Source organism: Fluviicola taffensis DSM 16823, assembly GCF_000194605.1.
In the GTDB taxonomy this organism is placed as follows: domain Bacteria; phylum Bacteroidota; class Bacteroidia; order Flavobacteriales_D; family Crocinitomicaceae; genus Fluviicola; species Fluviicola taffensis.
Genome location: NC_015321.1, coordinates 3,892,477 through 3,906,182, shown reverse-complemented (window position 1 = coordinate 3,906,182; position 13,706 = coordinate 3,892,477). Strand labels below are relative to the sequence as shown.

The following is a 13,706-nucleotide window of genomic DNA, read 5'->3' as shown; positions in this document are numbered from 1 at the left end:
AATTGAAAACTATTTGCTCAATTTAACACCTCACCCATTCAGAACTAATATTCAGGAAAAGGTATCAAGACAATCGTGTACTTAAACGATTTGTGTTTGGGCTTTAAGACAATTTTTGTACGTGTAAGGGAAATAATTTCGAAAATCAAATCTTTCTTTGTACCCTTAAAACCGATTTCATTTTTTGATTGATCCAACCAAAAGCCCATTTTGATACCTGGTTTCGTTCCTAAGTCTTTCAGTCGGTGGAAATAAGCATTCTGTGATTCGTGGAAAACAATCAAATCCTTGTACTCAAATTGCAAAGGTGTGTAATCTTTATCTCCATCCAATTGCTTATCTATCAACCAAACTTTGGAGGAATTATCATGTAATAAAATGTAATTATCAATGGGCTCAATACCAGTATCTCCACAGGAAGAAAGTAATAGAATAGAAAGAATTAGATGACAACTAAATTTCATCAAAATAGCATATTGTTTCTATCAAGAATTTTCTTAATCTCAACTCCCATTGAATCGATAAATTCAGCTTTCACTTTTCGAGGAACATCTTCATCAATTACTTCACAATTGACGTAATCGTATCTTCCATCTTTCCAACGGAACAAACAATTGTAGTAGGTGATATTATTATTGATGTTATCTGGAAAGCGAATCACCAAATCATCGTATCCCGAAGAAGTTTTACGCTCTTCAATTAAATTCCCGTTAAAGCCATTTAGTTTTACCAAATTCCCTCCTTCTCTTTCAAAAATCAACATTCTTCTTATCGGAAAGCCATTAACACCAGCTTTTATCAACAATTTGAATCCATCCTTCAAAGGAGTGTTTTTATTCAACTTAAAAAAGCGAAAGAAATTTGGAGAACAAGATGGATGAGCTGGATCATCATTTTTTGTTGCTTTCGGATCACAAAGATGTAATTCAACCAATAATTCAGCTTCTACTTTCGATTTAAAGCTATTTTCATTAAAATTAGTACTGATGGTATTATCCGTCAAGGCTTCTTTACTTGAATGTCTTTTCTCGATTGTAATAGTATCATCCGCTTCATCGCTACAAGAAGTGAAAACAATTGAAAGGAGTAAAAACAATCCGAATTTGATTTTCATACCGTTATTTTTGTTTTTAATGAAATATTTTGGAAGAAGTTACAAAGGACTCCGTGAATTTCTTTGGATCTACTCCTGTCTCGATATTTTTCACTTTAAACCAATCCAACATACGCTCAGTAGGCATATTCCCAGTTAATTCATCTTTCGCCATTGGACAACCACCAAAACCTTTTATAGCGCCTTCAAAATAGCGACAACCAGCAGTATATGCCGCTTCCGTCAAAATAGCAGCATTTTCTGGTAAAGTGTGCAAATGCGCACTAATCTGAATGGATTTAGATTCCGATAAAATTGTTGAGAAAACTTGCTGAATTAATGCTGGTGTTGCCACTCCAATTGTATCTGAAAGGGAAAGTCGAGAAACTTCAAATAACTGTGTTAAACGTTCCGCCCAAGTTACTATTAAATCTGGTGACCATGCATCTCCATAAGGATTTCCGAATCCCATTGAAAGGTACAATACCAATTCTTTATTCTCTTTGTGACAGATATTTGCAATAGCTTCCACTCTTTTCAAAGATTCTTGAATGGTTGCATTGGTATTTCGCACCTGAAAAGTCTCTGAAATACTGAACGGGTATCCTAGAAAATCAATACGTTCAAATTTCGCAGCATCTTCCGCCCCGCGTTCATTTGGTATTATTGCTAATAATTTCGTGTCACTTTCATTCAAACCTTCTAAAACCCTTGCAGTGTCTTGCATTTGAGGAATGGCTTTGGGCGAAACGAAACTTCCAAAATCTAAAGTATCAAACCCACATTCCAAAAGACTGTTCAAATAAGTAATCTTATCATTTGTCTCAATCCATTCTTTAATACCTTGCATGGCATCACGTGGACATTCTGTTATAAAAACACGGTCATTCATGTGCTATTTTCTTTCGTTTTTTTAGAACTGCTTTATTTATCTTTTTCACCAAACCCGGACCTTCATAAATAAATCCAGAATACAACTGGATTAAACTTGCTCCAGCCTCCAATTTTTCAAGGGCATCTTCAGCAGAATATATCCCACCGACACCAATTATAGGAAAAGAACCATTCGAATTTTTGTACAAATACCGAACAACTTCTGTTGATCTATTTTTAAGTGGTTTTCCTGAAACACCACCCATTCCAATCGCTTCAACTTGGGCACTTGAAGTTACTAAATTACCTCGTTCAATAGTCGTATTTGTAGCAATAATTCCTGCAATTTCGGTTTCCTTAACAATAGCAATTATGTCATCTAATTGAGAATCTGTTAAGTCTGGAGCTATTTTTAAAAAGATGGGTTTAGATGAGTTTATTTCAGAGCGTTTATCCATCAAGGTTTGCAATAGTTTAGTAAGCGGTTCTTTATCTTGTAATTCTCTCAAATTTGGAGTGTTCGGAGAAGAAACATTGACCACAAAATAATCTACATATTGTTCTAAAGCATTGTAGCAAATAAGATAGTCGGAAATTGCATCCTCATTCGGAGTCACTTTGTTTTTGCCAATATTTCCTCCGATGATACAAGCTGGTTGCAATTTTTTAAGTCTTTCAACAATTTCAGCTGCTCCATCATTATTGAATCCCATGCGATTAATGATTGCCTGATCTTCAATCAATCGAAACAAGCGTGGTTTCGGATTACCATCTTGTCCAACAGGTGTTACGGTTCCAATTTCAACAAAACCAAATCCACAAGCTGCCAATTCATTAATTCGAAGCGCATTTTTATCAAATCCAGCAGCTAGCCCAACTGGATTAGGGAATTTTATCCCTGCAACTTCTGTTTCTAAGAGTTGATTCTTTACACAATAAATGGATTTCCAAATAGGCCTAACTAAAGGAACCTTTAGCCAAAACCCAAGTAATTTAAACGTGAAGTAATGAACCTTTTCAGGATCATATTTAAAGAGAAACCAGCGTAGCAAAGGATACATTCTATCAATTTGTACCAAAGGTAGAAACACAAAACGAGCTTATCAATAGATAAGCTCGTTTTGTTAAAAGAATTTTAAAATTGGTTCTAGAACTTCGCTTTATATCTTCGTTTTCCGAATTTCATTGGCCTATTACCTGTAGATGATTTATAAGTAATATTTCTTGTAACCATAATATTTACAAAAATCATAGCATCTTTTTGTTTATCACCTCTTTGACTACCTGCATTAAATGCCGATGGGTTTGTAGACGGATTAGATAAATAAGCTGCTTGTGCTCCATAAGTTGCTCCAATAGCTGATGCATCGTAATAAACACCATGTACATCATCAATATAATCAGAGAACGTTTTCACATAAGTGACTTCTAGTCCTATTCTCCACATACGATTAATTCCCATTCTGAAACCAACTCCAAGAGGAACCATTGCGGTAATTCTCTTGTAATTTGCTGGTCCTCCAGGCAATCCTTGACCTTCTGTATGCATGTCATGTAACGCAACCCAGCTCCCTTGATATTGAGCTTTCGGATTATAATACATCGCTCCAATTCCTGCAATTAAATACAATTGCTCGTTGTGATCTGTAAATCCTCTTAAACCAGGAATATTATATCTACGTCCAATTTTTTCATTCGCAAGTAGAATAAATTCAATTCGTTGACTTAAACTTACAAAGAATGAACGGAAATGAAGATTTCGCATATTCCGAATAGGCTCTTTTGTCAATGCATCATTACCTCGAATCATCCCCAAGTTTACCATTGTGGATGTTGCAAAATAAGGATGAAAGCGATATCTGTATGATACAGAACCTCCAAAATGCGTCGAATTAAAATCGATGTCTTTCAAACTGTAATCTGTTCCAATTTGGTTAGCTCCACCTAGATCTCCAAGGAAACTAGTAGCGCCAATTCCAATTGAAATTTCTTTCTTATTCATTGCCCAATTACGCTGAGTATTGAAGTTCGAACCTTGACCAAATGTAACTGTTGAAACTATGGATAAAATAGTTAGACTTATGTATCTCATTCTAAAAATTTATGTTGTAGTAGTTTTCACAGCGCTAAATTAAGGTTTTCTATTTACGCAATCAAAAAAAAAGTCGGATTTATTCAAATTGCTAGTTTTATTGAATAATTTACCGTATCCATTGAATTTATCTTAGAAAATTAGTTCAAATAGAAAGCCCTCCATTTCTAGAGGGCTTTCATTCAATTAAGCGGCATATTTACCTAAAAAATATTCTCTTAATTTTTCCAATGCTCGAAATGTTTTCACCTTCGCATTATTTTCAGTAATTCCAATTGATTCTCCAATTTCTTTAAAGCTTAATTGCTCGAAGAAACGCATCTCAATCAATTTCAGTTGTTCTTCTTTTAGTCGTTGCATTGCTGCAAGAAGTAACGATTGGTTGTACTCAAACTCTTGGTTTTCAAAAAACAGAGTGTCAAAGGATGGAATTTGAACATTCTCCATAGAAACAGTTCTAGAAGCTTGTAACTCTCTGTAAGATTGGTACAATTCACTCTTAGCTATTCGATAAAGCCAAGAGCCAAAAGGCACTCCTCGGTCTTCATACTTCGATATATTCTTAATTGCCTTGATGAAAACCTGAGAAGCTACATCATAAGCTAGCTCTGGATCTTCCATCCGCTGTTTCAAATAACGAAGTATTGCATCATAATACTTACGGTACAAAGGTTCAAATCTTGCCGGATCTGCCTTTGCTTGTATCACCCATACTTGCTCCTCTTGGAGTAGTTCCGATGATTGGTGGAAATAGACATTAATTGCCATGGTATATTTGGATTTTGGGTTTGCATAATTTTTTGCATTGGGTATATCTAACTTAACTGATTTTTTTTGAAATTATTATCGAATTCTGAAATATATAGTGGATTTTTAACAAAAATTCGACGAACTAAGCTATTTATCCTATCAATTTAGTAGATTTTAGATCTAATTGATTCCAGAAGTGTCAGTTAGAGTTCTTAAAAACTGTTCCAATTGACTGATTTCATGTTCAGTAATCGAAAATGGTCGAATAATAGGGGATTTATTTTCAAATACCTCACCTCCCTTGGAATAATGCAAAATAACACCTCGCAAAGTCTCAATACTTCCATCGTGCATATAAGGAGCTGTTAAGGCTACATTTCGCAAACTAGGAACTTTAAATTTTCCATTATCAGTTTGCAAGCCATTTATTCGAAAACGACCATTATCCAATACATAATCAGAATACAACCCATTGCTGAGTACTTTGTAATTGGTGAAATGAGGAGCTGAATGACATTTCGTACAATACAGCTTTTCAGAAAACAAAAGCCAACCTGCTAGTTCATCTGAATTTAAAACCGCATTCTCCCCTGCTCGATAGCGGTCAAATTTACTATTCTGGCTGATTAAAGATCTTTCGTAAGAACTTAATGCACGTGTAATGACAAATGCATCTAACTCTCGTTTAAAAATAGATTTTGCTAATTGGCTGTATTGCTCATCATTAGAAAGCTTTTGAAGAATTTCCTTCATCGAACTCCCCATTTCCTGATGATCTTGCATAGGGACCAATGCTTGGAGCTCTAACGTTTTTACTTCGCCATCATACATGTAGCTTTTAAAATAAGCGCTGTTCAATAAACTTGGAGCATTGCGCATCGCAACTCTTCCTTCAATACCAATACTCTTGGGTAAACCATCTGTAAAAGCTTTCTCAGGCTGATGACAGTTGGAACAAGCTATTTCATTGTTTTTGGAGAGTCTCTTATCAAAGAAGAGCATTTTCCCAAAAGCAATTTTCTCACTTGAATTTAGATTGTCAATTGGAGAGGGAATTTCACCCAAAATCAAGGTGTTTTTCTTGCGGAAAGTACACATTGATCCTAATAGAATCAATAGGAAACAGATTAAAATGCCTTGCTTATTGAATTTCATGACTCATTGAAATCTAATTTACTGGATTCCAATCAAAAAACACTTACTTTTTACGGACAATATAAAGAATCTCTTGTTTTGAAAGCCTGAAACGCTCAATTTCTTCGATTGATATCGGATTTTTCTCAAAAGCGATTTCTACCTCAAAGCCTGCTTTTCTCAACCAATCAGGATAATCCATTCCGAAAAGACGCACGTGATCTTTTTGCCAAAAATGTTTCTCGCGCTCTTCAGGTGAAGTAATATTCCAATCTTCATACGTTTCAGATCTTGAAATATCTTGTGGAACCTGAAGAATTCCCCAAGCACCTGGAGCCATCACTCGATACAATTCTTTCATACATTTTAATGCATCATCCACATGTTCCATCACGTGATTACAAAAAACAACATCGAATCGGTTATCTTCCAAAGGAATCTCATGTAAATCGAAATGCATATCCGCAATGGGAGAAAGTAAATCTCCCGTTAAGTAATCCAAGTTCTGCTGATTCTTGAATTTTTTATGGAAACACTGTTCTGGAGCAATATGAAGTACTTTCAATTTGGGAGCAGAAAAGAAATTACTTTCTCTTTTCAAGTACAACCACATTAAACGATGGCGTTCTAAAGTTAAATCATAAGGGCAAAGTACATTATCGCGATGCGCAACTTCAGATCCGTAGGATAAAAATTTTCTAAATTTCCGATTACACACAGGACATTCGACATTGTTTCCTTTGTAAATGACAGGCGCAAACACTTTAAAAACGTAGCTTAAACGAATCAAAAGTGGTCTTGGTAATTTATTCAGAAGAAATTTATACGCTTTTTTCATACGAACAAAGTTAATAATCTAGAACATCCTAACGACAATCTTTAAAGACTTCTTTTAAATTTGCACCATGAAGAATCTACTCCTATTACTTAGTTTATATTCATTTACACAAAATACAGTGATTGCTCAAGTCCAAACACATACTCCAGTTGCGAAAGAAATTCCAACAGAATTAACGAAACACAATCACATACGCATTGATCCTTATTTTTGGATGAATCAACGGGATTCTAAGCCAGTATTGGATTACATTGCTGAAGAAAACACTTATTCAAACGCTTTTTTTGAGCAGAAAAAACCGTTAATCAATACTTTTTTGGCTGAATTTGAAAATAGAATTAATCCAGAAGAAACAAGTGCTCCGATAGAAATTCAAGGAAATACCTATCAATGGCGTCAAATAAAAGACAAGGATTACAAACAATTAATTTTAATTGAAAAAGGCAAAGAATCTATCTATTTTGATGAAAATGAACGAGCTAAAGGAACCGAATATTACAGCTTAGGTGACTTATCAATATCTCCTAACAATCAACTAGTTGCGTTTTCAGAAGATAAAATTGGGAGAAGAAATTACACGATTCTATTTCGCGATAATCAATCGGATAAAATACTTAAAGACGAACTCAAGAAAACAGATGGAAGTGTTATTTGGGCGAATGATAACAAAACTGTTTTCTACGTAAAAAAAGATCCAACAACCCTTCGGGAGTATCAAGTTTACAAGCACATTCTAGGAACCAGTCAATCAAAAGACGAATTAGTCTTTGAAGAAAAGGACGAGCGTTTTACGGTTTACATCTCAAAAACATTAGACAAATCATTCATACTCATTCATACAGAAAGTTCTACAACTTCAGAGATTTCGTTGATTAAATCAGACAATCCTTCCGAAAAAGCCCTTTGTTTTTTGAAGCGTGAGCAAGACCATTTGTATGAAATTGATCATCACGAAACTGGATTCTTCGTTCTTTCAAATAAAAACAGTCCCAATCGCAAATTGGTATTCACAGAATCGATTCCAACATCCATTGAATCGTGCAAAACACTCATTGCACATGATTCAGAAACCTATCTAGAAGGACTTGAAGTCTTTAGTACATTTTTAGCGCTACAGTCACGCAAAATGGGACGTACAGAAATTTCAATCGGAAATATCGACGCTACAAACTTCTCGGTCATCTCTATGCCAGAAGAAGTTTATGAACTAGGATTCAGTTACAATGAAAATTACTTCGCTAAAAAAATAAACTATTACTATGCCTCTTTCACAAGTCCAAGTTCTATCTATCAATACGACTTGGCATCCAAAAACTCTCAACTCGTTTTTCAAAAAAAATTAATTGATCCTAAATTCCATTCGGAAGATTATATTTCTAAGCGAATTTGGGCCATAGCCAATGATGGCGAGAAAATTCCAGTTTCTATCGTGTACAAAAAAGGAACAGATTTATCAAAAGCCCCACTTCTACTTTACGGATACGGAAGTTATGGAGTTACTATTCCTACTACCTTTTCTGCAACTAGAATTAGCTTATTGGACAGAGGTTTCGTTTATGCAATTGCCCATATTAGAGGTGGAAAATTCTTAGGTGAAAACTGGTACCAAGATGGCAAGTTAAATCACAAACGAAATACATTTACCGATTTCATCAACGCAGCGGAATGGCTTGCTATGGCTGGATATTGCGATCCAAATGCTATTTATGCACAAGGCGGAAGCGCCGGAGGATTGTTAATGGGTGCGGTAACCAATATGGCACCTCATTTGTTCAAAGGAATTATTGCTCAAGTTCCGTTTGTTGATGTGGTATCGACCATGTTGGACGAGAGTATTCCATTAACTGTAGGTGAATACGAAGAATGGGGAAATCCAAATATTGAAGCTGATTATTGGTACATGTTGAGTTATTCTCCGTACGATCATATCCGGAAAATAAATTATCCAGCTATGTTGATTACGACAGGCTATCACGATTCACAAGTTCAATATTGGGAACCATTGAAATGGGTGGCGAAATTGCGTAAAAACAACTTGGGAAATCAGCCCATTTTATTTGATTGTACAATGACTGCAGGCCATGGTGGCGGATCGGGAAGAACAACCGAAAGATTGGAAGTTGCAAAAGAATTTGCATTTTTGTGCCACATTCAGGGGATTAATGAGTAGATTTTATTTCATAATAATCTTTCTTGCCTACTTCAGTTCGATTTCGATTGCTCAGGACAATGATTCGTTGCCTTATGCAAAATATCGAACCAGACTTGTTTTATATGCCGATTTTGGTTGGAGTACAGCTCCAATGTCGATCTCTTATCCATTCAATAATGGAATGAAAAGCGCTAAGTATCGAAATAGTACTTGGGTTTGGTTTTTCCTACAAATGGATGTCATTACGTTTTGGAGTTACTCTACCAAATTCTGTGCGGTCCAAGAACAAATTCGGAAAAACAAAATACTACGATTTTGGAGTTGATTTTGGTTTCAAAAATATGTTCTTTGATGCGAGTTTACATCTATACAATGGTTACGCAATGAAAAATGCCAATCGTTGGAATGATACCATTAGTAGTTCAAATCAAAATTTAATTAGACAAGATGTGAATGCAAGCAGTTTTTCCATTAGCGCTTGGCAATTCTGGAACAATCATTTTAAAATGGCAGCTTTCAGAGGGAAAACAGCCTCTTATCAACGAGATGTAAAAACTTTCTATTTAAAATACACTACGAATTATCACGGAATTTCTTCAAATCAACCCTTATTACCTATTGAATTACACGATACAACGGAAAGTAAAACTTCCGCTAACATTATTGCAGCATTTGATATTGGAGTTGTTCCAGGGTATGCTTATGTTCGAAGATGGCGTATTTTTCAATTCGGAATTATGGGTGGACTTGGTTTAGTTCTTCAGTCTAAACTGTATACGTTTGATGCAACAACGAGATCATTTTTAGGGCTTGCACCTCGCGTAGATTTGCGGATTATTGGAGGAATTAATAAACCGAAGTACTTCATTATGTTTGTGAGTGAATTTGACAATAAATCAATTGCTTTTAATAATTTAAGCTACAAACAAACCTTCTACAACTTAAAAATAGTGGGAGGTGTTCGCTTGAATGTCACTAAAAAGAAGGAAGCACGAGAAGCTGCTGAGAAAAAAGCGGCAGAGAAGGAACGTAAAAAATAATTACGAATTACGAATTACGAATTACGAATTACGAATTACTATACTTTCTAATGATTATTGAGTAAACTGGAAACAGGTACTTTCCAAGAGTTTTTCCACTCACCTACTGACATCACCATATTATTATAGACTAAAGTATCTGGGGGCAATTGATCTAATTCAGAATAGGAAGTAAAAAACACATCTTGTCCATTATCAACCAACATTTTTAAACGGTTGAAAAATGAAACATTCAATTCCTTTTCCAATTGTTTGATAAATCGAACAGAACTATCAATCGAGCAACCAGAAGCGTTTGCTTGATCCTCATTTACAGCCAATACGACATGATAATCTCCCAAAACTGCGCCGTATGCATTCAGCTTCGCGCCGTGAGCAGCCCATTCAGCCAAAAAAGGAGGTAGAATTTCTTCAATCCACGATTTTTCAGTCGCCGTTAATTTACGATCTGACTGATAGCTCCATAAACGAGCATTATCTGGAAGTTCTTCGAAAGGTATCATATCTTATAATTCTGCAGCATTAGCAATTAACTCTGCTACATCCAATACTTGGATTTCATGTTCTTTATTGAAGTTTTTCACTCCATCAGTCATCATTGTATTACAGAAAGGACAACCAGTAGCAATAATTGTTGCTTCTGTTTCCAAGGCATCTTCCGTACGTTCAACGTTCACTTCTTTATTTCCTTTTTCAGCTTCTTTAAACATTTGAGCTCCACCTGCTCCACAACACAAACCAGTTGTTTTACAGCGCTTCATTTCAACCAATTCAGCATCTAACTTTTCAATCAACGCTCTTGGTGCTTCATACACATCATTCGCTCTTCCTAAATAACACGGATCATGAAAAGTGATTTTCTTTCCTTTAAAAACACCACCTTCTTTGATTTTTAGTTTTCCAGAATTAATCAATTCTTGAATCAATTGGGTGTGATGAATAACTTCATATTTCCCTCCTAACTCAGGATATTCATTCTTTAAAGTGTTGAAACAATGAGGACAAGCCGTTACAATCTTCTTTACTTCGTATCCATCAAGCACTTGAATATTCATCATTGCTTGCATTTGGAACGTAAATTCATTTCCAGCACGCTTTGCGGGATCTCCTGTACACGATTCTTCTGCACCTAGTACGGCAAAATTGACTTGACATTCGTTCAAGATACGAACCAAAGCCTTCGTGATTTTTTTTGCTCTATCATCAAAACTACCCGAACAACCTACCCAAAATAAAATATCTGGAGTTTGTCCTTGCGCCATCATTTCGGCCATTGTTGGTACATGTAACGTGCTCATAATTATCTAGAATTTCAATCTTGAAATAGCTTTTCTATTTGGAGTATTAATCCTCGTGAATCCAATTTCCTCTATCTGCTGGAGAAAATTGCCAAGGAGCTCCGTTGTTTTCGATATTTGTTAGCATTCCAGTTAATTCAGTTGGCATTTTGGATTCTTCCATTACTAAATACCTTCTCAAATCAACAATAATTGCTAAAGGATCAATGTTTACTGGACATTCCTGCACACATGCATTACAAGATGTACATGCCCAAACTTCTTCTTCAGTGATGTAATCTCCCAGCAAGGATTTTCCATCTTCGTAATCTTTTCCGTTTTTGCGTTTTCCATCCGCATATTCTACCAGTCGATCACGTGTATCCATCATGATTTTACGTGGAGAAAGTTTTTTACCCGTAATATTTGCAGGACAAGAAGATGTACAACGCCCACATTCAGTGCAGGTGTATGCATCCATCAAATTCTTCCAAGTCAAGTCATTCACATCTTTTGCTCCAAAACGCTGAGGAGTTGCGTCTGCAACTGGTGCGGCATATGGATCTGCTGTTGGATCAAGCATCAATTTCACCTCATTGGTAACAGCTTCCATATTGGTGAACTTTCCTTTTTTCTCCAAATTGGAATAATAGGTATTTGGGAAAGCTAAAAGGATATGGAAATGCTTGGAGTAAGGCAAATAATTCAAGAAAGCAAGAACCATTACCCAGTGTCCCCACCAGCCAATTCGTTCTAAAATATGTAAAGTCTCTACACTAAATCCACCAAAAAGGTGTGGTCCAACCCAAGATGAAATTGCAAATCCGAAAGATCCAGCTTCATGAGATGCGTGCGAAGCTCCTTTCAAATACAAGGCCTCATCTGCTCCATTCATGGTGAAAATACAAGTCACCAAAATAAGTTCCATCACCAAAATAAGATTTGCATCAAATGTTGGAAACCCTTTCATTTCTGGCTTTTTGAAACGTGGAAGCTTCAATATATTTCTTCGAGTTAAAAAAGCAATCGTAGCAATTAAGGCCGCAACGGAAAGCACTTCAATAATTGAAATTGCTAAGGTGTATAATCCACCAAGAGACGACATGAAAATGCGGTGTGATCCTCGAATACCATCTGTGATGATCTCAATTAATTCAACTTGAGTAATTACAAAGGCTACATAAATTCCAAGGTGTAATAAGGCAGGAATTGGTCGAGCAAACATTTTCTTTTGACCCAACGCAACCAATGCCATTGTTTTCCAACGCTGTCCAGGTTTGTCTTTTCTGTCAATGTCTCTTCCTAATAAAATATTTGAACGGATTTTCAAGATGTTTATTCCAAACCACCCGAATCCAGCAATTAGCATTACACTAAATATAATTGCAGCTACCATAAGTTCTCTTCTTAATTATTAATCAGGGATTGAATCTAACAAGTTACGCAATTTTTTCTCTTCGTTTCCAGTAATCGGAACACCTTTTGTTTTAGCACCAAAAACAGAGAAGTGAATGTATCTTTCAGGATGTAATTCAATATCATTCACCAAGTTTTGTAAACTCTTATTGGTTACAACCAATTCATTGTACAATTTCTCATCTTTCAACAACTTACCTAAAGTTCCTTTTCCAGATTCAATTTCAGCAAAGGTTGCATTCAGCTTTTCAATGGTCGTATTCGCATTATTGATTACTTTTTTGAAATCTGCTGTTACTAAATCATCCGAAACCTTTTCAAAATTTCCAACAATCTTCGAAATTTTCTCATTGGAAGCCTTCAAGTTTCCAGTAATTGACTCTACATTGCTCATAATCCGGCTCAACTTCACTTTTTCAGTCGCTACGAGTCCTTCAACATCATCAGCAATGTTTCCAAACTTTTTAAACGCATATTTCAATTCTTCCAAAGAAGTTTTCAATTCCGAAGTTGCTGTTGTATCCCAAAATCCTTTCAAAGAAGTAATTGTTTTATCAACATTCACAACCAATGCAGAAACTTTTTGCATAACAGGATTTGCATACGATTTCAACTGTCCGAACATATCCAATTGAACCCTACCTTGAATAGCTTCACCTTCTTTGTAATACCCTTTGGATAAATCATCACCCATAAAAAGGAACAATCCTTTATTTAAAAGATCGACCGAACCAGTTTCTACCACAGATGATTTTGGAATTTTCAATCCATCTTCCTGTACTGTAAAAACCATTTTCACTTTTGATAATGAATCTCCACTTGGATTGTAATCTACAGAGATGATTTTACCAATTACTACTCCGTTTAGATAAACAGAAGTTGAAGCTCCTAATCCTCCAGCATTTGGGAAATAAGCAGTATACTTCGCATCTCCTCCAAAAAAAGAATAGCCTTTCAAAAAATTAATACCTGTTACGAGTAATCCAATTGCTAGAATTGCAATAAGTCCCGCTTTCACTTCTTTTTTGATCTTCAAAATAT

At 35.6% G+C, this 13,706-nt stretch carries 15 protein-coding genes; 3 read left to right on the top strand and 12 right to left on the bottom strand.

Annotated elements, in window-relative coordinates:
• Nucleotides 1–44: 44 nt before the first annotated feature.
• The 8 genes from FLUTA_RS17000 to FLUTA_RS16965 form a co-directional block, all read right to left on the bottom strand.
• Nucleotides 45–464, bottom strand: coding sequence for a hypothetical protein (locus tag FLUTA_RS17000; protein WP_013688139.1), 420 nt, complete (start codon nucleotides 462–464; stop codon nucleotides 45–47).
• Entirely contained in the window at nucleotides 464–1,114 is a 651-nt protein-coding gene (locus tag FLUTA_RS16995) for a hypothetical protein (protein ID WP_013688138.1), read from the bottom strand. Before FLUTA_RS16995 ends, FLUTA_RS17000 begins: the two co-directional genes overlap by 1 nt.
• Before the next feature lie 16 nt (nucleotides 1,115–1,130).
• Nucleotides 1,131–1,985, bottom strand: a complete 855-nt coding sequence (locus FLUTA_RS16990) for a hydroxymethylglutaryl-CoA lyase (RefSeq protein ID WP_013688137.1) — start codon at nucleotides 1,983–1,985, stop codon at nucleotides 1,131–1,133.
• Entirely contained in the window at nucleotides 1,978–3,027 is a 1,050-nt protein-coding gene (locus FLUTA_RS16985) for a quinone-dependent dihydroorotate dehydrogenase (protein ID WP_043023905.1), read from the bottom strand. Before FLUTA_RS16985 ends, FLUTA_RS16990 begins: the two co-directional genes overlap by 8 nt.
• A gap of 86 nt (nucleotides 3,028–3,113) precedes the next feature.
• Nucleotides 3,114–4,058 carry a hypothetical protein gene (locus FLUTA_RS16980; RefSeq protein ID WP_013688135.1) on the bottom strand — a complete coding sequence of 315 codons (945 nt, stop codon included), beginning with the start codon at nucleotides 4,056–4,058 and terminating at the stop codon, nucleotides 3,114–3,116.
• A gap of 186 nt (nucleotides 4,059–4,244) precedes the next feature.
• Complete coding sequence (locus FLUTA_RS16975) at nucleotides 4,245–4,826, bottom strand: RNA polymerase sigma factor (RefSeq protein WP_013688134.1); 582 nt, start codon at nucleotides 4,824–4,826, stop codon at nucleotides 4,245–4,247.
• A 162-nt stretch (nucleotides 4,827–4,988) separates the two neighbouring features.
• Nucleotides 4,989–5,963 carry a cytochrome-c peroxidase gene (locus FLUTA_RS16970; protein ID WP_013688133.1) on the bottom strand — a complete coding sequence of 325 codons (975 nt, stop codon included), beginning with the start codon at nucleotides 5,961–5,963 and terminating at the stop codon, nucleotides 4,989–4,991.
• A 43-nt stretch (nucleotides 5,964–6,006) separates the two neighbouring features.
• Entirely contained in the window at nucleotides 6,007–6,780 is a 774-nt protein-coding gene (locus tag FLUTA_RS16965) for a class I SAM-dependent methyltransferase (protein ID WP_013688132.1), read from the bottom strand.
• A gap of 67 nt (nucleotides 6,781–6,847) precedes the next feature.
• Here FLUTA_RS16965 and FLUTA_RS16960 point away from each other — a divergent pair, with 67 nt between their 5' ends.
• From FLUTA_RS16960 to FLUTA_RS16955, 3 genes are read left to right on the top strand one after another with little or no spacing between them, the layout of a single operon-like run.
• Nucleotides 6,848–8,950, top strand: a complete 2,103-nt coding sequence (locus FLUTA_RS16960) for a S9 family peptidase (RefSeq protein ID WP_013688131.1) — start codon at nucleotides 6,848–6,850, stop codon at nucleotides 8,948–8,950.
• Nucleotides 8,943–9,257, top strand: a complete 315-nt coding sequence (locus FLUTA_RS21635; protein ID WP_169312040.1) for a hypothetical protein — start codon at nucleotides 8,943–8,945, stop codon at nucleotides 9,255–9,257. The genes FLUTA_RS16960 and FLUTA_RS21635 overlap by 8 nt, the downstream gene beginning before the upstream one ends.
• On the top strand, nucleotides 9,169–9,972 hold the full coding sequence (locus FLUTA_RS16955; protein ID WP_013688130.1) for a DUF4421 family protein: 804 nt from the start codon (nucleotides 9,169–9,171) through the stop codon (nucleotides 9,970–9,972). The genes FLUTA_RS21635 and FLUTA_RS16955 overlap by 89 nt, the downstream gene beginning before the upstream one ends.
• 47 nt (nucleotides 9,973–10,019) lie before the next feature.
• Here the strand turns inward: FLUTA_RS16955 and FLUTA_RS16950 are convergent, their stop codons facing one another.
• The 4 genes from FLUTA_RS16950 to FLUTA_RS16935 are packed head-to-tail and all read right to left on the bottom strand — an operon-like array spanning nucleotide 10,020 to nucleotide 13,701.
• Nucleotides 10,020–10,475, bottom strand: a complete 456-nt coding sequence (locus FLUTA_RS16950; protein ID WP_013688129.1) for a hypothetical protein — start codon at nucleotides 10,473–10,475, stop codon at nucleotides 10,020–10,022.
• Nucleotides 10,476–10,478: 3 nt separating this feature from the next.
• On the bottom strand, nucleotides 10,479–11,270 hold the full coding sequence (locus FLUTA_RS16945; protein ID WP_013688128.1) for a (Fe-S)-binding protein: 792 nt from the start codon (nucleotides 11,268–11,270) through the stop codon (nucleotides 10,479–10,481).
• 46 nt (nucleotides 11,271–11,316) lie between these two features.
• On the bottom strand, nucleotides 11,317–12,645 hold the full coding sequence (locus tag FLUTA_RS16940) for a 4Fe-4S dicluster domain-containing protein (protein WP_013688127.1): 1,329 nt from the start codon (nucleotides 12,643–12,645) through the stop codon (nucleotides 11,317–11,319).
• Nucleotides 12,646–12,663: 18 nt separating this feature from the next.
• The gene (locus FLUTA_RS16935) at nucleotides 12,664–13,701 is read right to left on the bottom strand and encodes an MlaD family protein (protein WP_013688126.1); all 1,038 of its coding nucleotides are present in this window, start codon (nucleotides 13,699–13,701) and stop codon (nucleotides 12,664–12,666) included.
• Nucleotides 13,702–13,706 lie beyond the last annotated feature (5 nt).

What these genes read in the sequence shown, in the direction of transcription:
- FLUTA_RS16995 (WP_013688138.1), bottom strand. Translation starts at nt 1,114, where the DNA reads ATGAAAATCAAATTCGGATTGTTTTTACTCCTTTCAATTGTTTTCACT.
- FLUTA_RS21635 (WP_169312040.1), top strand. Translation starts at nt 8,943, where the DNA reads ATGAGTAGATTTTATTTCATAATAATCTTTCTTGCCTACTTCAGTTCG.
- FLUTA_RS16985 (WP_043023905.1), bottom strand. Translation starts at nt 3,027, where the DNA reads ATGTATCCTTTGCTACGCTGGTTTCTCTTTAAATATGATCCTGAAAAG.
- FLUTA_RS16945 (WP_013688128.1), bottom strand. Translation starts at nt 11,270, where the DNA reads ATGAGCACGTTACATGTACCAACAATGGCCGAAATGATGGCGCAAGGA.
- FLUTA_RS16955 (WP_013688130.1), top strand. Translation starts at nt 9,169, where the DNA reads ATGTCATTACGTTTTGGAGTTACTCTACCAAATTCTGTGCGGTCCAAG.
- FLUTA_RS16950 (WP_013688129.1), bottom strand. Translation starts at nt 10,475, where the DNA reads ATGATACCTTTCGAAGAACTTCCAGATAATGCTCGTTTATGGAGCTAT.
- FLUTA_RS17000 (WP_013688139.1), bottom strand. Translation starts at nt 464, where the DNA reads ATGAAATTTAGTTGTCATCTAATTCTTTCTATTCTATTACTTTCTTCC.
- FLUTA_RS16965 (WP_013688132.1), bottom strand. Translation starts at nt 6,780, where the DNA reads ATGAAAAAAGCGTATAAATTTCTTCTGAATAAATTACCAAGACCACTT.
- FLUTA_RS16940 (WP_013688127.1), bottom strand. Translation starts at nt 12,645, where the DNA reads ATGGTAGCTGCAATTATATTTAGTGTAATGCTAATTGCTGGATTCGGG.
- FLUTA_RS16960 (WP_013688131.1), top strand. Translation starts at nt 6,848, where the DNA reads ATGAAGAATCTACTCCTATTACTTAGTTTATATTCATTTACACAAAAT.
- FLUTA_RS16975 (WP_013688134.1), bottom strand. Translation starts at nt 4,826, where the DNA reads ATGGCAATTAATGTCTATTTCCACCAATCATCGGAACTACTCCAAGAG.
- FLUTA_RS16980 (WP_013688135.1), bottom strand. Translation starts at nt 4,058, where the DNA reads ATGAGATACATAAGTCTAACTATTTTATCCATAGTTTCAACAGTTACA.
- FLUTA_RS16990 (WP_013688137.1), bottom strand. Translation starts at nt 1,985, where the DNA reads ATGAATGACCGTGTTTTTATAACAGAATGTCCACGTGATGCCATGCAA.
- FLUTA_RS16970 (WP_013688133.1), bottom strand. Translation starts at nt 5,963, where the DNA reads ATGAAATTCAATAAGCAAGGCATTTTAATCTGTTTCCTATTGATTCTA.